Here is a 17,425-nt window from a genome sequence, read left to right as displayed (position 1 = left end):
GCCGCTACGGCGCGGGCCGGAACAGGTAGACTGCGATCTCAGCGAACAGGTTCGGCGCCATCTCCCCAGCCCAGTGCCCGGCCGCGAAGAAACGGCGCTCCACATGCCACCCCTGCCTCCGGATCAGCTCCTCGAAGTCGATGATCGTCAGGAAATGGACGTTCGGCGAATCGTACCAGTCAAAGGGAAACAAATGCGTCTTCGGAGCCCGCCCGCTGAGTAGATGGCTCACCCGCACGCGCCAGTGGCCGAAGTTCGGAAACGCCACGATCGCGTGCTTCCCGATGCGCAGCATCTCTTTCAACACCATCAGCGGCTGCAGCGTCTCCTGCAGCGTCTGGCTGAGGATCACATAGTCGAACGCCTTGTCAGGATAGTCCTTCAGGCTCTCTTCGAGATTCCCCTGGTACACCGTCACGCCCCGCGCAATCGCCCGCTGCACCAGCTCCCGCTTCAGCTCCACGCCGCGCGCCTCCACCTGCTTGTGGGTCTTCAACCACTCCAGCAGGGCGCCGTCGCCACAACCCAGGTCCAGCACCTTGGCCCCGTTCGGAATCAACTCACTGATCAGGCGGTAGTCGGTGCGGCCCAGTACTTCCGTGACCTTCAACGCACAACCTCCAGCGGCCGGAACTCCCTTACGCAGCGCGCCAGGAACCCTCGCACAATCTCTGTCTGCTCGCCAATGTCCACCAGAAACGCATCGTGGCCGTAGTTCGACGACAGCTCGCAGTAAGTGACGTCGTGGTTGCGGCCGCGCAGCGCGTTCACCATCTCCTGCGACTGGTAGGAAGGATACAGCCAGTCTGACGTAAAGCTGATCACCAGGAACCTCGACCGGGCCCGCTCCAGCGAGGCAGCCAGCGACGGGAAGCCCGCCGAAAGGTCGAAGTAATCCATCGCCTTCGTGATGTAGAGATACGAGTTCGCGTCGAAACGCCCCACAAACTGGCTGCCGCGATAGCGCAGGTAGCTCTCCACCTCGAAATCCACTTCGAAATCGTAACCAAAGCTCTGCTTGTCCCTCAGCCGGCGCCCGAACTTCTCCCGCATCGACTCATCGGACATGTACGTGATGTGGCCCACCATGCGCGCCACCGAAAGCCCGCGCGCCGGAAGCGCCTTGTCGTAGTAGTCGCCGGCTTGAAAATCCGGGTCGGCCATGATCGCCTGCCGGCCTGTCTCGTTGAACGCAATCTGCTGCGCGCTGTGCCGCGCCGTCGTCGCAATCGGCAGGCACGCCTCGACAGCCTCCGGATACGCCACGGCCCATTCCAAAACCTGCATGCCGCCCATCGATCCGCCGGCCACTGCCAGCAGCTTCGGAATCCCCAGTGAATCGATCAGCGCCTTCTGCAGCCGCACCATGTCGCTGATCGTGATGCCCGGGAACTTCAAACCGTAAGGCTGGCCCGTCGCCGGATTGATCGAACTTGGCCCCGTCGTACCCCGGCATCCGCCCAGCACGTTGCTGCAGATCACAAAGTAGCGGTCCGTGTCGAACGCCTTGCCCGGACCAATCATATTGGCCCACCAGCCCGGCTTGCCTTCGTGATCGATGCCCGCCGCATGCGCGTCGCCCGTGAAGGCGTGCTCGATGAGGATGGCGTTCGTCCGGTCGGCGTTCAACTGGCCGTAAGTCTGGTAGGCGACGGTGACGTCTTTGAGCGTCTCACCCACATCCAGCGTCAACGAAGGGATGAGGGTGACCTGAGTTTCCACAATCATGGGAGGATCGATGGCGCGCGTAGCGCCTTTGGTCCTTATTGTAGCGTGAGCCGCCCGCTCAGCCCGCGGCCGTCAGCGTCAGCCGCCCGTGCTGCACCCCTTTTGTGCTCAGCAGCCGGTCCGCAATCTTCTGCACACTGCCGCAGAGCCCCCGCAGCACCAGCACTTCCAGGCAGTGATCGTGATCCAGGTGGACATGCAGCGTCGAAACGATCTCCTCGTGGTGGTCGTGCTGGATCTCGGTCAGCTTATCGCTCAGCATCCGCACGTGGTGGTCATACACCAGCGTCAGCGCCCCCACCACCGGAGCCTCCGGCGACATCGTCGACTCTTGGATCAGCGCGTCCCGGATCAGGTCGCGGAACGCCTCGCTACGGTTCGTGTAGCCGCGCTTCTCATTCAAGTTGTCAAAGCGCTTCAACAGCTCTTCGTCAATCGCAACCCCAATGCGTGCCAGTTCGCCCATACCCTCCATCATCGGGCAGCGCGCACCACACCTCAAGCGGCTGTGCCTAGGCCGATTCGATCTCGAACACCAGCCTCTTCGACCGGATCTCCTTGCCGTTCATCCACAGGTGGATCGCGCCGCCCTCCAGTTTCGCCCGGCAGGTCAGGGTCCGCACCGGCAGGCCGTTCACCACGGCTTTGGCTTTCCCCTCGGCGTAGAGGAAGTAGTGATGCTGCTTCGTCTGGGAGTCCACCACCTGGATCGTCACGCTCTTGGGAGCCCTTGGTGCGCCGTTGACCATGGCCGTCACCACTCCGAGGTAGGAGAGCCCCATCTCGAGCGAATAGACGGCCTTGCCTTTGATCGCTGCTTTCACCACGCCCGCTTCGAGTTTGATGTATGTAGTCGGATCGGCGAACTGGCGCGGCCGCCGCAGCTCCGCAATCGAACCGGTCGAGGTGTACACAGACCGGTGCAGCACCGTGCCGTCCATCGTCGGCCGGTCGATCATCTTCTCATCGCCCATGTAGATGCCGACATGGGTGATGATTCCCTGCGACCAGCCATCGTTGTATGTGTCCTTGTAAAGGATGATGTCGCCCGCCTGGGCCTCGGACAGCTTCACCTTCGGGCCCACTTCATCGCCAGCCAGGCTGTCGGCGTAGCCGGCCCCCGTCGAGAGCCCGTCATGCACCAGCAAGGCATAGTCGCTGGGAAACTTGACCACCGGCAGCTTGATGCCGGCCTGCCCGAAGACATGCCTCACAAACTCGCAGCACTGGGCCTTCACCCCATAACGAAAAGGCTGATTCACCCATTTCTTGGCGCATTGGACCACACGCGCACGTGGATCCACCGCCTGACCCGCCTCACGGACAGCCGCCCGCCCCGGAATCGTCGTGTTGATGGTCGTCATGGACCTTCCTCCGCCGACGGATTTTAGCACCTTGAATCTGCCGTGGCGCGTCCTGTAACTGGTTGGTGGGAAAAAGGAATCCTGTCGCCCGCATCGCGCAGCTGCGTGCGCCGTTTCGGGGCGTTCCAGCGAAATTTGGTGTTCTTGTCAGTCTATCATTTCGCCCGAAGTGTTGAAGAGTGGCCCCCGGAAATGGAAAAATGGATGTTGTCCCCCATCACAGGAGAGAGCTTGCCCACCACAGCCATCCTCGCCCTGGAGGACGGTACCGTCTACCAGGGCCGCGCGTATGGCGCACGAATCGTGCGCACCGGGGAGGTTGTTTTTAATACCTCCATCACCGGCTATCAGGAAGTCTTCACGGATCCGTCTTATACAGGGCAAATCGTCGTACTCACCAACCCCCAGGTCGGCAACTACGGCACCAACGACGGCGACGATGAATCCGAGCATCCTTATATCGAAGGACTCGTCGTCCGCGAATGGGCCGAGGCCCCTTCCAACTGGCGCAGCCAGCGAACCGCCGACCAGTTCCTGGAACAATATGGCGTGCCCGTGATTTCGGAAATGGACACCCGCGCCCTGGTGCGTAAACTGCGCATCGGCGGCGTGATGCGCGGCGCCCTCTCGACAGCCGGCCACTCGGCCGAAGAGCTCGTCGAGATTGCCCGCAAAAGCCCGTCGATGGCTGGCCTGGAGTTGGCCACCCGCGTCTCCACAAAGAGTCAATATGAGTGGAATACGCCCGTCGAGGCCTGTTCGCCCTCCGAGATCATCAAACAGCACGAACCGGGGCAGTTCCACGTCGTCGCCTACGACTTCGGCATCAAGCGCAACATCCTGCGCTGCCTCACCTCCATCGGCTCCCGCGTCACCGTCGTGCCCGCCACAACGTCCGCTGAAGATGTCCTGGCGCTGAATCCCGACGGCATCTTCCTCTCCAACGGTCCCGGAGACCCCGAACCGCTGGAACACCAGGCCGCACAGATCCGCAAGATGATCGGCCGGAAGCCCATCTTCGGCATCTGCCTGGGCCACCAGATCATCGGCCTCGCCCTGGGCGGCAAGACCTTCAAGCTGAAGTTCGGCCACCGCGGCATCAACCACCCGGTGCTCAACACGCGCACCAACAAGGTGGAGATCACCGTACAGAACCACGGCTTCTGCGTCGATCCCGACTCCATCAACACCACCGACGTCGATCTCTCGCACATCAACCTGAACGACCAGACGCTGGAAGGGCTGCGGCATCGCTCTGAGCCGCTCTTCTGCGTCCAGTACCATCCTGAGGCGGCGCCCGGGCCGCACGATTCCCAATACCTGTTCGAGGACTTCGCCCAGATGATGAAGGAGCACAAGAAGTAGGAATGCCGCGCAGAAACGACATTCATCGCATCCTGATCGTCGGCAGCGGCCCCATCGTCATCGGGCAGGCCTGCGAGTTCGACTACTCCGGTACCCAGGCCTGCAAAGCCCTGCGCGCCGACGGCTACGAAGTCGTCCTCATCAATTCGAACCCGGCGACGATCATGACGGATCCCGATCTGGCCGACCGGACTTACGTCGAACCGCTCACCGTCGAATACGCCGAGGAGGTCATCCGCAAGGAACGGCCCGACGCCCTGCTCTCCACCGTTGGCGGGCAGACCGGTCTCAACCTCGCCGTCGACCTCGCCGAACGCGGCGTCCTCGATAAGTACGGCGTGGAGCTCATCGGCGCCAAGATCGACTCCATCAAGAAGGCCGAAGACCGGCTCCTGTTCAAGGACGCCATGCGCAAGATCGGCCTCGAAACTCCGCAGTCGCGCCTGCTGCGCACCGTGGAGGACGGGCTCGAATTCGCCAACAAAATCGGCTATCCGATGATCCTCCGCCCCAGCTTCACGCTGGGCGGCACCGGCGGCGGCATCGCCTACAACCGCGAAGACCTGCTCAACATCCTGGAACGCGGCCTCGACCTCTCACCCGTGCACGAAGTGCTGGCCGAAGAGAGCGTCCTGGGCTGGAAGGAATACGAGCTCGAGGTGATGCGCGACCAGGCCGACAACGCCATCATCGTCTGCTCCATCGAGAACTTCGACCCCATGGGCGTCCACACGGGCGACTCCATCACCATCGCCCCGGCTCAAACACTCACCGATCGTGAGTACCAGATGATGCGCGACGGCGCCCTGGCTTGCCTGCGCGAAATCGGCGTCGACACCGGCGGTTCCAATGTTCAGTTCGCCATCGACCCCAACTCGGGCCGCATGGTGATCGTTGAGATGAACCCGCGCGTGTCGCGCAGTTCCGCCTTGGCCTCCAAGGCCACCGGCTTCCCCATCGCCAAGATCGCCGCCAAGCTGGCCGTCGGCTACCGCCTGGACGAGATCAAGAACGACATCACGCGCAAGACACCGGCCTGCTTCGAGCCCACCATCGACTATGTGGTGGTGAAGATCCCGCGCTGGCAGTTCGAAAAGTTCCCGGGCGCCGAGGCCGTCCTCACCACCCAGATGAAGTCCGTCGGCGAAGTGATGGCCATCGGCCGCACCTTCCGGCAGGCGCTCAACAAGGGCATTCGCGGCCTCGAAACCGGCAAGTCCTCCTCCGCCACGGTGTATGACGACGATCTCATCGAGAATCGCCTCATCACCCCCAATCCAGACCGCCTCGGCTACATCCGCTATGCCTTTGAGAAGGGCATGAGCGTCGAGGAGATCTTCGAGAAGACGAAGATCGATCCCTGGTTCCTGAAGCAGATCCGCGACGGTATCCTGTTCGAACAGGAGCTCGACGGCAAGGCTCTCGGCGACATCACCGCCCTGGAGTTCCGCCGCGCCAAACGCGACGGGCTCTCCGACAACCGCCTCGCCCGTCTCACTTCGGCCGATCCGCTGGCCGTGCGCGCCCGCCGCAAGGAACTCGGCGTCAAGGCCGTGTTCAACCGCGTCGACACCTGCGCCGCCGAGTTCGAAAGCTTCACGCCCTACCTCTACTCCAGCTACGAGAGCGAGTGCGAGGCCGATCCGGTCGACCGCAAGAAGGTCATGATCCTCGGCAGCGGCCCCAACCGCATCGGCCAGGGCATCGAGTTCGACTACTGCTGCTGCCACGCGAGCTTCGCGCTGCAGGAGTTCGGCGTCGAGTCGATCATGGTCAACTGCAACCCGGAGACCGTCTCGACCGACTACGACACCAGCGACCGCCTGTACTTCGAGCCGCTCACGCTCGAGGAAGTGCTGAACATCTGCGACACCGAGAAGCCCGACGGCGTCATCGTCCAGTTCGGAGGCCAGACACCGCTCAACCTGGCGCTGCCGCTGAAGCGCGCCGGTGTCCCCATCATCGGCACCGATCCTGAAAACATCGACCTCGCCGAAGACCGCAAGCTGTTCGGCAAGGTGCTCGACGACCTGGGCATTCCTGCCCCGCCCTACGGCACCGCCACCAGCATGGATGAGGCGTGCGCCGTGGCCCGCCGCATCGGCTACCCGGTGCTGGTGCGTCCCAGCTATGTGCTGGGCGGCCGCGCCATGGTCATCGCCTACGACGAAGAGACCGTGCGCCGCTACATGCAGGAAGCCACGCTCTTCTCGCCGGACCGTCCGGTGCTCATCGACCGCTTCCTGGAAGACGCCATTGAAGTCGACGTCGACGCGCTCTCGGACACCGAGGACGTGCTCATCGGCGGCATTATGGAGCACATTGAGGAGGCCGGCGTGCACTCCGGCGACAGCTCCTGCGTGCTGCCCCCGCAGACAATTCCCGAAGAGGAACTGGCCACCATCCGCGGCTACACTGAGAAACTGGCCCGCGCCCTCAAGGTGATCGGCCTGATGAACGTCCAGTACGCCATCAAGGACGGTCAGGTCTTCGTACTCGAAGTGAACCCGCGCGCCTCGCGCACTGCGCCGTACGTCAGCAAGGCGACCGGCATCCGGCTGCCCAAGATCGCGGTGGGCCTCATGCTCGGCAAGAAGCTGAAGGAACTCACCCATCTCACCGGCGGCCAGGTCACCGGCGTACTGCCTGTGAAGCAGGTGTGCGTCAAGTCCCCCGTCTTCCCCTTCGCCAAGTTCCCCGGCGTCGATCCGGCCCTTGGTCCGGAAATGCGCTCCACCGGCGAAGTGATGGGCGTGGGCGAGAACTTCGGCGAAGCCTTCGGCAAAGCCCAGCTCAGCGCCGGCGTCCCGCTGCCCTCCAAGGGCTGCATCTTCTTCAGCGTCAGCGACCGCAATAAACCCGAAGCGGTAGCCCTGGCCGTGCGCTTCGCCGAGCTCGGTTTCGAACTCGCCGCCACGCGCGCCACCGCCGCCACCTTCAAGGCCGCCGGCCTGAAGGTCAAGACGGTCTTCAAAGTGAACGAAGGCCGCCCCAACGCGGTCGATCTCATGAAGGCCGGCAGCCTCAGCCTGGTCATCTATACGACCACCGGCGCCCACTCCTTCGAGGACGAACGCGCCATCCGCCGCACCGCCGTCACCTGGCGCGTGCCCTGCATCACCACGCTCTCCGGCGCCAAAGCCGCCGTCCAGGCGATCGAAAGCCGCCTGCGCGACCCGCTCCGCGTCTGGAGCCTGCAGGAGATCCACAACTAATTCCACGTATCATAGCCGCCCGTGCTGACGGGCGGTCGTGTCTGGGGCCGCGCCTGCGGCCCCACTCCCGTTGCGGAGCCGCGTCCATGGCTCCTCTGCGTTTCTGATCCCATTTGGGCGCCGGCCCGCACCGGCGCCCGATTTGTTTGATCCCCATCACCCTCCCGTTTACGCGTTTACAAGCAGCACCACCATGCTGCTCACCCGACGCTCCTTCCTCGCCTCCAGCGCCGCGGTTGCCACCGCCACGCCTACACTCGCGGCTGCCGGCCTCTATCGGTCGGATCCCGCCCGCACGGGTTGCCCTCTCACCACGGGACTCCCCCAGCTCACGGGCGCCAAATGGTCCTACAAGCTCGGCGGCCGCCAGCACTGCACACCCGCCCTGGCTGACGGCCTGCTGGTCTCCGGCCTCAACGTCTATCAGAACCTCTACGCCCTGGATGCCGAGACCGGCAAGCCCCGCTGGGAGTGCCGCACCGGCAACGTGGCGTCCCCGCCTACCATCGCGAACGGCATCGTCTATACCGGCAGCGGGGACATCTCGCAGCTCGACCGGGGGCTGTTCCTCGCGCTCGACCTGAAGACCGGCCGGGAACGCTGGCGGCTCACCACCGGAAAAATCGAGAGCAAGTCGCCGCTGGTGGTCGACGACCTCGTCTACCTGGCCAGCGAGAACCTCAAGCTCTATGCGCTGGATGCCCACTCCGGGCGCGAAGTCTGGAACTTCCCGTTTGCCCTGCCCCACTACCTGGTGATCGGTCACACGGCCCCGGCCTATGCCGACGGAACCATCTACTTCGGCGGCAGCGGCATGAAGCTGGACGGCACCACCACCTACGCATCGCTCTTCGCCCTGGACGCCCGCACGGGTGCCCTGAAGTGGCAGTTCTCACCGCGCGGCCGCGCCAACGTCCGCAGCGACGACCGCCTGCAGGACATGGTGGCCGTGGCCGGCGGCGTGGTCTATGGCAAGTCCGACAACTTCCTGTTCGCGGTGGACGCCGCCACCGGCCGCCAGCGCTGGCTCTTCAAAGCCCCGCGCGCCATCACCGTGCCAGCCGTGAACGCTGACCGCGCCTATGTGGGCTGCTTCGACGGCACTGTCTATGCACTCGATTCCGCCACCGGAGCCATCGCGGACCGCATCCCGCTGGCCGGTTACTGCGATACGGCTCCGGTGGTGGTGGGGGACATCCTCTACCTCGCAGTGAGCGCCAACGGCGTCCAGCACGAGTCCTGGCTCACCGCCATCGACCTTCGCTCCAAAGCGGTGCTGTGGCGGTTCCAGCCCGAATCCAGCCGCGGCTGGAGCTTTGTCTCGCCCCTGGTCACCGACGGCCGCATCTACGCCGGAGCCTATACGGGCATGTACTGCCTGGCCTGATCAGCGCCGCCGCCAGCCCACGGTGACCGCCAGCGCCAGCAAAGCCATGAACAGCCCGGCCACCGTGTCGGCTGCGAAGTGGTACCGGCCATACACCGTGGCCACGGCGATGAGCGTCGCCAGGATCAACAGGATCCGGCCCGGCCAGGGCTTCTCGGGCAGGAGCTTCATGACGGCAAAAGCGGCCGAGAACGCCGCCGCCGAGTGTCCGCTGGGGAACACACTCGTATGAATGCCGTAGCCGCCGACGATCCACAGGTTCAACAGCCGCAGCGACGACATCATGGGCAGATCCGCCGTAGGGAAGACCGTGCGCGGCGGCTCGCTGGGAAACAGCGGGTAGAGCGCGTAGGTGGTCAAGGTGCCGAAGAGCAGAATGCTGTAGGCATCATCGAGCCGCGCGCGCTGGCGGTGGTGATAGAAGACCGCCACGAGATAGACCGGGATGCCGTAGACGAGCAGGTATGAGAACTCGAGGATGTTCGGGAGCACCGGCCCCAGAGACTCCACCGCCCGCCGCAAGCCCCAATCGCCCAGCAGTATGCGATCCCACTTCACCCAGTAGAGCTCGAAGGCCCGTGACGTATGCGGCAGGGCCATCCAGCCCACTTCGCGAAACGCCAGCAGGATGAGCGGCAGCGGATAGAAGTCGCGAACGTGGTCGAGCATCACGAAGCCGCGCTCTTTGTTGGCCCACGCGAACAGAAAGAACCACAGGATGAGCGACAGGTTCAGGGTCACCACCAGAGTGCGGATCTCCGGGGCGATGGGCCGGAACCAGGCCACACCGATCATGTATAGGAAATAAGCGCTGAAGAACAGCTCGGACCGGCGAAACCTTAGCAAGCCCCCTCCACTGGAGGGATGCTGCAATTAGAATAAGTGCATGGCATCGACAAGACGTCACTTCCTGCAGACTACGGCCCTGACAGCCGGGAGCCTGCCGGCGATTGCTCAAACCGCGGGCAAATCCCCCAATGACAAGATCCAGTTTGCCACGATCGGCATCGGCGGCATGGGTTCCGCCGATACTGAGTCGGCGAGCGCCACGCCGGGGACGAAGCTTGTCGCTGTCTGCGACCTGTATCAGGGCCGCCTGACGCGCGCGAAAGAGGAGTGGGGCGCCGGGCTGGCGACCACGCGCGACTACCGCGAGATCCTCAACCGCAAGGACATCGACGCGGTGGTCATCGGCACGCCGGACCACTGGCACGCCGCCATCGCCATCGCCGCCATGGAGTCCGGCAAGGACGTCTATGTCGAGAAGCCGATGGTGCAGAAGTGGCAGGACGGCCACAAGGTGATCGAGGCTTCGCGCAAGACCAACCGCATTCTTCAGGTGGGCAGCCAGCGCGTCTCCAGCGCGGTCTACCAGAAGGCGCAGGAGCTGTTCCGTTCCGGCGCGATCGGCGAACTGAACATGGTGCAGGCGTGGTGGGACCGCAATTCGGCCATGGGCGCGTGGCAGTACTCCATCCCGCCCGATGCCTCGCCGGTGACGGTGGATTGGGACAAGTTCCTGGGCGCCGCGCCGAAGCGGCCATTCGACGCCACGCGCTTCTTCCGCTGGCGCAACTACCAGGACTACGGCACGGGCGTGGCGGGCGACCTGTTCGTGCACCTGTTCTCCGGCATGCACTTTGTCACCGGCGCGATCGGCCCGAATCGTGTCTTCGGCTCCGGCGGCCTGCGCTTCTGGAAGGACGGCCGCGATGTACCCGACATCCTGCTGGGCCTGTACGACTATGAGAAGACGGCGGCGCACCCGGCGTTCAACCTGCAACTGAGGGTGAACTTCGTGAACGGCGCGGGCGAGAGCTCGGGCTTCACGTTCACGGGCAGCGAAGGCGTGATGACGATCGGCAACGGCGTCACGCTCACCAAGCTGCCGCCTGAATCGGATCCGGGCACCTCGGCTGGCAACTTCGACTCGGCCACGCAGAAGCTGATCCAGGAAGAGCACCGGCGCAAGTATCCTCAACAGAAGCAGACGGCCGACTCCATGCGGCCCATGGAAGACGAGCGCTGGCTGCCGCCGCGCAACTACAGCGACCACCTGGACCATCACGCCACCTTCTTCAACGCCGTGCGTACACGCAAGCCGGTGGTGGAGGATGCGACGTTCGGTCTGCGGGCGGCGGGTCCGGCGCTGCTCTCCAACATGAGCTTCTATTCCGGCAAGACCGTGGACTGGGATCCGACGACGATGCAGGTGAAGGGGTAAGGAGTCACCACCATGGCATACGCTGCAAACGACAACATTCAGATTGCCCTGATCGGCTCAGGCGGCATGGGCCAGGGCGACATCCGTGATGCGCTACTCAACCCCGGCGTGAAGATCGTGGCCGCGGCCGACATCTACGACGGCCGGCGGAAGCGCATGGAAGAGGCCTATCCGGGCATCTTCACCACGCGCGACTACCGCGAGGTGCTGGCCCGCAAGGATGTCGACGCCGTGGTCATCGCCACTCCGGACCACTGGCATGCCACCATCTCGATCGACGCCCTGAACGCTGGCAAGGACGTCTATTGCGAGAAGCCCATGATCCAGAAGATCGATGAGGGCAAGCGGGTCATTGAGGCGCACAAGAAGTCGGGCCGCATCTTCCAGGTGGGCTCCCAGTATGCCTCGGCGCTGAGCTTCCAGAAGATCCGCGAGCTGCTGGAGCAAGGGGCCATCGGCGAGTTGAACATGGTGGAAGCATGGCTGGACCGCAACACGGCCATGGGCGCCTGGCAGTATTCAATTCCCCCGGACGCCTCGCCGTCGAACGTCGATTGGGACCGGTTCCTTGGGAATGCACCCAAGCGGCCGTTTGAGCCCATCCGCCTGTTCCGTTGGCGCAACTACACGGACTACGGCACGGCCGTGGCCGGCGACCTGTATGTCCACCTGCTGACCGGTCTCCACACGGCGACGAGGTCTCTGGGCCCGAAGCGCATCTACTCCACCGGCGGCCTGCGCTATTGGAAGGACGGCCGTGACACTCCGGACACGCAACTGGGCATTATCGAGTACCCGAAGACCGAGACGCATCCCGAGTTCACCTTCAGCATGAAGGTCAATTTCAAGAGCTCGAAGGCCCAGGAGGACTTCGGCTTCAAGTTCATCGGCAGCGCCGGCACCATCACCACCGATGTCAGGACGGTGACCGTCGCGCGGCAGCCGCGTGAGAAGGAGCCGGGCGTCAGCATCGATACATTCCCCAAGGCCATGCGCGAGCAGTACATGGCCGAGTACCGCAAGAAGTACCCGGCCGAAAAGGTGACCGCGGTCAACCTGGGCTCGAATGGCGAGGCGCGGTATGTCTCGGAGATCGACGCCCACCGGCAGCACATGATGAACTTCCTCGAGGCGGTGAGGACGCGCAAACCGCACTTCGAGGACTCGACGTTCGGCTTCCGGGCGGCGGGCCCTGCCCTGCTCTGCAACACCAGCTACTACGAGAAGCGGATCTGCACCTGGGATCCGCAGACCATGACCGCAGGCTAGTTCAGGGCGCTGTGGTTGTGTGTGGTCCGGTAGAGGATTTCCAGTGCGGAGCGCAGGCCTCTTCTAGCCAGGAAGACGTGGCGGAAGGTGTCTAGCTCCGCGCTGCGGTGGCCCAGGAAATGGAGCGCGTGCAGGGCGCCCAGATACGCGCACCAGCCTTCGGGGGCCTTCAACCTCGGGTAGTAGAGCAGCCGTAACAGGTAGCAGTCGAACAGCAGCAGGAACTCGAGTTCCAGGGTGGCCATGGCGTCCACGTAGAACGGGGCCGAGGCGCGCGTGAAGGCTACGCCCTGCAGCAGCGAGTACTCCAGGAGGGCGTGGGCGGCCACGCGCTCGTAGAAGAGCGGGCGGCCGATGCGGAGGACTCCGGCGGTCATCTCCAGCGGTTCCAGGCGGTGGTCGTAGGCGCAGAAGTACCAGCGCGAGAGGCGCGAGCGGAGCAGGTGCTCCAATTGGGAAGCCTGGCGGACGGCCCATTCTCCGGGTGAGGGCGGCAGCAGGTAGTTGAGCGCGTACTGCGCCATCCAATCGGCGGAGTCGAAGCAGAGCGCGAAGTCGGGCAACTGCAGGCCGAGGGCGAGGCCCTTGAGCTTGGCGATCTCCAGGCCCAGGCCGGCTTCGGTCAGGGAGTGGTGAAAGTCAGGGAAGACGTCGGCGTGGGCGCAGGCGTAGATGAGGGGCAGCGACGCTTCATCTGTGGTGGAGCGGCGCAGGAACCAGACCTGGCGGGCGCGGTATTCGATGCCGTGCTGGAGGTGGTCGAGCGCGGCGCTGAGGCGGCCGGCCGGGGTGCGGCCCACCTTGCGGGACCAGCGTTTGGCTGAGGCCTTGGAGAAGCCACGGGCAAAGGGGGTCCGGCCGAGGTTGAGGCCGGCGGCCTGGGCCAGGACGTCGAACTCCGTCCGGAGCCAGGGGCTTTCCACCAGCATGCGGGGGAGTTCCTTGAAGCCCTGGTTTTCGGCTGGTTTGGGCGCATCGGTGAGATGCTCCGCGAGTTCACCGTACTGGCGCGACAGGTGCCATTCGGCTCCTTCGCGCTGCCGGCGCAGTTCGGCATTCATCTCGACCACGAGGCTGCCGAATTCATTGAGGACCAGCGCCATGGGCTCCGGGGACGGGTCGTCCACGAGGAGCTTGGTGGCGAGGCGCAGGCCCAATGAGAGCTTGGCGATCTCCACGGGGAAGACGGCCGCGATGCGTTCTTCCAACTGCTGGGACGTTTCGAGCAGGCCGGCGTCGAAAATACCGGGGAGTTCTTCCTCTTCCAGGTGCAGTCCAGACGCGAACTCGTTCAGCGTATCTTTGATGTCGTCGAGTTGTTCCAAGATCCGAGGCCTCTCTGCCTGGCGTTAGCGCCCGGGCAGCACCTCATTCATGGAACCCTGGCGATAGCCGCTGAGGTCGAGGGCGACGTAGGTGAAGCCGAGCCCTTTGAAGATGGCCGTAATGCGGTCGCACATATCCAGACTGAGGGCCTTCTCCATTTCACTGCGCGCAATCTCGATGCGCGCCATCTCGGTGTGGTGGCGGACACGGAACTGGCGGAAGCCGAGGGCCTTGAGTTCCTCTTCGGCCTGTTCCACCTGATGGATGTTCTCAGGTGTGACGGGCGTGCCGTAAGGGATGCGGGAGCTGAGGCAGGCGGCGGCCGGACGGTCCCAGGTGGGGAGCCCGGCGAGGCGCGACAGTTCACGAATCTCGGCCTTGGTGAGCCCGGCTTCGACAAGGGGCGCTTTGACGCCATGCTGCTGCGCCGCACCCTGGCCGGGGCGGTAGTCGCCGAGGTCGTCCTTATTCACTCCGTAGACGATGGCCTTGCCTTCGAACTGGGGCGCGATCTCTTCCATGCGGCGGAAGAGCTCATCCTTGCAGTGGAAACAGCGGTCCGGGTTGTTGGCGGAGTAGGCCGGGTTTTCGAATTCGAGGCTGGGGATCATCTCGTGGCGGATGCCGAACTGCTGGGCAAAGGCCACGGCGTCGCGCTTGTGCGAGGCGGGAATAGAGGGCGAATCGGCGGTGACAGCGACGGCCGCGTCGCCGAGGACCTGACGGGCAGCCCAGGCGAGATAGGCCGAATCGGTGCCGCCGGAATAGGCGACGAGGACGCTGCCGAGGGAGCGCAGGATGCCGAACAACCGCTCTTCTTTCAACCGCAGCGAGGCGGGGTCGAGCGGCACGGGGGGCGACAGTGTGACAAGTCCGGCCATGCCGTCATTATATCGGCAAGCAGCGGCGGCCATCGGAACGAGTTGACGCCGGACGAAGTGGAATGCGCCTAAGACGAGTGGATCTGCCTGACAATGGAGCAGTTCTCGGTGATCTCGTCCTTGAATTTGGGGAACATGCCGACGATGGCGGCGTCGCCGGGCTTGATGTTCTGGTAGGCGAAGCGGAAGGCGGCTTCGATGTTGTCGCGCGAGGCTCCGGCGCGGCCGGCTCCGAGGAGTTTGAAGGCGAGGCAGGGCTTCGATATCTTCTTGATGACGTTGGTCATGCGGAGGGGATCCTTCTCGAGGAAGGTCTCGCCCAGGGGCCGTTCGCCGCCGAGCAGGGCGCGCGCCTCTTCCGGCGTGCGGCTGACGCGGTAGAGACAGGTCATGTAGTAATCGGTGGGCCAGCCCTTGCCCTCGATCCACTCCACCACTTCGGGATTGTGAGTGGAAACGCCCGCCATGACGCCGGCATCCTTCACGCGTTTCACAAAGTCGAGGACCGTATCCATCTTGCCCTGCCGGAAGGCCTCGTCGGTGCGGTTGCCATGATGCGCCATGCCGAGGAAGCCCAGCTTGGCCAGAGCGGGGATCATGGTGAAGTCCTTCTGGAGCTCGAAGTCGCTGAGAAGGAAGACCTTCAGCTTGGAGCCGCGGGCGCGGATGCCTTCGAGGATGGCGATGGTGTCCTTGTGGTAGTGGAGCTGCCAGGTGGTGATGCCGGCCTTTTCGGCGTCGAGGACGGTTTTGATGCGTTGTTCCGGGGTCATGAACTCGCGCATGCACTGGTCGAGCACTCCGTTGAAGTGCGAATAGCCCATGAGCGGGTTGGTGCCGATGATCAGGCGGGAGATCTCGTGTTTCCCGCCGAACATGACCTTGGGCAGCGCGGGCGCCGCAGCGGCGTTCGCCATATTCACAGCTACGGTGCCAGCGGCAGCCGCCTGCAGAAAGCCGCGGCGCGTGTCCTTTGCGTTCTCCGGCATACCACACCTCCAGACAATCAGATCTACCAGTCTGATTTATACCGCAATGCGGGGTGGATTGCAGGGGGTCCGACACATTCTGAGGAATGAATAGGTTGCGGGCAACGAGGGAGGGATTGGGCTGTGTGGGGATGTGGGTGTGATGTTCGAATGGGTTTGTTCCCTCAAATTCCGCGGTGGGTTGCAGGGTGATGGGTTGGATGGGTGGCGGTTCGGGGGCTGGTGGGTTTGTTCCCTCAAAATCTGTGGTGGGTTGGGTGGGTACAGGCTCGGCGGGGCTGGGTTGCCCGCCGGCGGCCAGGAGTTGGGCTAGGTGGTCCAGGCCGGCTGGTTGGGAGAGGATGGCGCTTTCAGTGCGGTGGAGGCGCATCTGGATCCAACCGGCGTAGCGATTGAGGGCCTGGATGTAGCCGTGCTGGCGGAGGACCCAGTCGTGGGCGATGTCTTCGTTACCGCGGCCGTACTCGAGACCGGCGTTGAAGAGGGCGCGCTCGCGGCTCTCGTGGATGACGAGGTGGCCCTGGAGCATGTGCCACTCGTACGTAAGGTCGCGCACGGTTGGATTGGCCAGATGTTGGGATTGGGATTCGGCGAGGGCTCGGAAGTGGGCTTCGAGGCGGGGCGACATGCGGTGGTCTTCGCTGTAAGCTCCGGTGCGGCGCGCGTTTTCGGCGACTTTGGCTTTGCCGGCGGCAGTGCGGGGGCCGGTGGATTTTTGGGCGTTGGCTCGGTTGGCAGCGAGGCGCCGTTCGGAGATTTGGGTTGCGGGCATGGAGTCCTTTTCTGTGGCTTTCGAGTGTGTGCCTTGGGTTTCCGGGCCCGGTGCGTTGGATGAGCCGCGATCGACTGATTCGGTGATGTGCATAGAAAATGTCCTCTATAACCATTCTTGGGGCGGGTGGACCAAGGATTTAGGAGAGGAATATCCGCAATGTATTGATTGCAAGGGAGAAGAAATTTCTCGAACTCTTGTCATCAAAGAAACTTCATGTGGGGAATTGGGGTGTTTCGGAGGGGGACGGGGAGGTTATTGAGGAAGAAGGCCGGCACGAATGCCGGCCCGCAAGCGTGGACGCATACCCCACGAAAGAGGGCCGTCGACTGGATTCGGAGTCTTTGGGGTGTCTGGGGGCGTAGTGGTGGGCTGGGTGGATGGGAGTTCGGAGCGGAAGCTGGAACTCCAGAGCTAACGTTTGTGACTTCCGGTTTCCGGGCTATGCCCTGACCGGGATGGCGATCTGTCCCCCTCCTCAATCGGGGTCAGGCAATGCGCTGGACCCATTGGCTGCGCCAGGCTGGAGCTTCGAAGGGGTCGGCGAAATACTGCGTCTCGTGCACGACCTTGCCATTCCGGAACTCCATGATACTGACGGTGTACGCCGGACGCCCTTGGTAGGTGATGGTGTATTCCGTAACCCACAAATTGCCCTCACCGAGAATTCGCTTCACCTGGAAGCCGGACGGCTTACCTGGGTGATGACTCCGCAATGCCTGCAAATTGATGCGTCCGAGGATTCGCTCGCCGGATTGCGGATAATCGCAGATGGCGTCGTCTTCGTAGATCGCATGTTCCGCATCGAGGTCGCCGGCCGCTGATGCTCTCCAATGCTCATCGAGAGCGCGTCGCACTTCTTCCTCATTCATCATCACCTGCCTTGTGGAGCGGAACACGCTGCG

Annotated in this window: 15 protein-coding genes; 6 read left to right on the top strand and 9 right to left on the bottom strand. The window is 63.7% G+C overall.

Features of this window, described 5'->3' with window-relative positions; genetic code table 11:
* Positions 1–4: 4 nt before the first annotated feature.
* Genes metW through ACR9Y2_RS22070 form a run of 4 tightly spaced genes read right to left on the bottom strand, consistent with a single transcriptional unit; the run spans position 5 to position 3,092 of the window.
* Positions 5–610 (bottom strand): methionine biosynthesis protein MetW, encoded by a 606-nt coding sequence (metW, locus tag ACR9Y2_RS22085; protein WP_435043825.1) that lies wholly within the window; start codon positions 608–610, stop codon positions 5–7.
* Entirely contained in the window at positions 607–1,728 is a 1,122-nt protein-coding gene (gene metX / locus ACR9Y2_RS22080) for a homoserine O-acetyltransferase MetX (RefSeq protein ID WP_435043824.1), read from the bottom strand. The genes metW and metX overlap by 4 nt, the downstream gene beginning before the upstream one ends.
* Positions 1,729–1,786: 58 nt before the next feature.
* Positions 1,787–2,194, bottom strand: coding sequence for a nickel-responsive transcriptional regulator NikR (gene nikR, locus ACR9Y2_RS22075; protein ID WP_435043823.1), 408 nt, complete (start codon positions 2,192–2,194; stop codon positions 1,787–1,789).
* A 46-nt stretch (positions 2,195–2,240) separates the two neighbouring features.
* Positions 2,241–3,092 carry a C40 family peptidase gene (locus ACR9Y2_RS22070; RefSeq protein WP_435043822.1) on the bottom strand — a complete coding sequence of 284 codons (852 nt, stop codon included), beginning with the start codon at positions 3,090–3,092 and terminating at the stop codon, positions 2,241–2,243.
* Between the two features lie 231 nt (positions 3,093–3,323).
* Between ACR9Y2_RS22070 and carA the strand changes: the two genes are divergently transcribed.
* The 3 genes from carA (at position 3,324) to ACR9Y2_RS22055 (ending at position 9,059) form a co-directional block, all read left to right on the top strand.
* Positions 3,324–4,457, top strand: a complete 1,134-nt coding sequence (gene carA, locus ACR9Y2_RS22065) for a glutamine-hydrolyzing carbamoyl-phosphate synthase small subunit (protein WP_435043821.1) — start codon at positions 3,324–3,326, stop codon at positions 4,455–4,457.
* 2 nt (positions 4,458–4,459) lie between these two features.
* Positions 4,460–7,672, top strand: a complete 3,213-nt coding sequence (carB, locus tag ACR9Y2_RS22060; RefSeq protein ID WP_435043820.1) for a carbamoyl-phosphate synthase large subunit — start codon at positions 4,460–4,462, stop codon at positions 7,670–7,672.
* Between the two features lie 193 nt (positions 7,673–7,865).
* Positions 7,866–9,059 carry a PQQ-binding-like beta-propeller repeat protein gene (locus tag ACR9Y2_RS22055; protein WP_435043819.1) on the top strand — a complete coding sequence of 398 codons (1,194 nt, stop codon included), beginning with the start codon at positions 7,866–7,868 and terminating at the stop codon, positions 9,057–9,059.
* Here ACR9Y2_RS22055 and ACR9Y2_RS22050 read toward each other — a convergent pair whose 3' ends face one another.
* Positions 9,060–9,905 carry a phosphatase PAP2 family protein gene (locus ACR9Y2_RS22050; protein WP_435043818.1) on the bottom strand — a complete coding sequence of 282 codons (846 nt, stop codon included), beginning with the start codon at positions 9,903–9,905 and terminating at the stop codon, positions 9,060–9,062.
* A gap of 40 nt (positions 9,906–9,945) precedes the next feature.
* Between ACR9Y2_RS22050 and ACR9Y2_RS22045 the strand changes: the two genes are divergently transcribed.
* Together ACR9Y2_RS22045 and ACR9Y2_RS22040 are read left to right on the top strand one after the other, a co-directional pair.
* Complete coding sequence (locus tag ACR9Y2_RS22045) at positions 9,946–11,283, top strand: Gfo/Idh/MocA family protein (RefSeq protein ID WP_435043817.1); 1,338 nt, start codon at positions 9,946–9,948, stop codon at positions 11,281–11,283.
* A 12-nt stretch (positions 11,284–11,295) separates the two neighbouring features.
* A complete protein-coding gene (locus ACR9Y2_RS22040; RefSeq protein ID WP_435043816.1) occupies positions 11,296–12,552 on the top strand; it encodes a Gfo/Idh/MocA family protein in 1,257 nt (418 codons plus the stop codon).
* Here the strand turns inward: ACR9Y2_RS22040 and ACR9Y2_RS22035 are convergent.
* The 3 genes from ACR9Y2_RS22035 to ACR9Y2_RS22025 all read right to left on the bottom strand — a co-directional run bounded on the left by ACR9Y2_RS22035 (position 12,549) and on the right by ACR9Y2_RS22025 (position 15,748).
* The gene (locus ACR9Y2_RS22035; RefSeq protein ID WP_435043815.1) at positions 12,549–13,877 is read right to left on the bottom strand and encodes a hypothetical protein; all 1,329 of its coding nucleotides are present in this window, start codon (positions 13,875–13,877) and stop codon (positions 12,549–12,551) included. The two genes, ACR9Y2_RS22040 and ACR9Y2_RS22035, sit on opposite strands and share 4 nt — an antisense overlap.
* Before the next feature lie 24 nt (positions 13,878–13,901).
* The gene (gene larE / locus ACR9Y2_RS22030; RefSeq protein ID WP_435043814.1) at positions 13,902–14,759 is read right to left on the bottom strand and encodes an ATP-dependent sacrificial sulfur transferase LarE; all 858 of its coding nucleotides are present in this window, start codon (positions 14,757–14,759) and stop codon (positions 13,902–13,904) included.
* A gap of 68 nt (positions 14,760–14,827) precedes the next feature.
* The gene (locus ACR9Y2_RS22025) at positions 14,828–15,748 is read right to left on the bottom strand and encodes a hypothetical protein (RefSeq protein WP_435043813.1); all 921 of its coding nucleotides are present in this window, start codon (positions 15,746–15,748) and stop codon (positions 14,828–14,830) included.
* Between the two features lie 313 nt (positions 15,749–16,061).
* On the opposite strand from ACR9Y2_RS22025, the gene ACR9Y2_RS22020 reads away from it, so the two are divergent.
* Complete coding sequence (locus ACR9Y2_RS22020) at positions 16,062–16,583, top strand: hypothetical protein (protein ID WP_435043812.1); 522 nt, start codon at positions 16,062–16,064, stop codon at positions 16,581–16,583.
* Positions 16,584–17,008: 425 nt separating this feature from the next.
* Here ACR9Y2_RS22020 and ACR9Y2_RS22015 read toward each other — a convergent pair whose 3' ends face one another.
* A complete protein-coding gene (locus ACR9Y2_RS22015) occupies positions 17,009–17,392 on the bottom strand; it encodes a nuclear transport factor 2 family protein (RefSeq protein ID WP_435044894.1) in 384 nt (127 codons plus the stop codon).
* Positions 17,393–17,425 lie beyond the last annotated feature (33 nt).

The organism is Paludibaculum fermentans, assembly GCF_051172195.1.
Taxonomy (GTDB): domain Bacteria; phylum Acidobacteriota; class Terriglobia; order Bryobacterales; family Bryobacteraceae; genus Paludibaculum; species Paludibaculum fermentans_A.
This window is presented reverse-complemented; position numbering and strand designations above follow the sequence as displayed.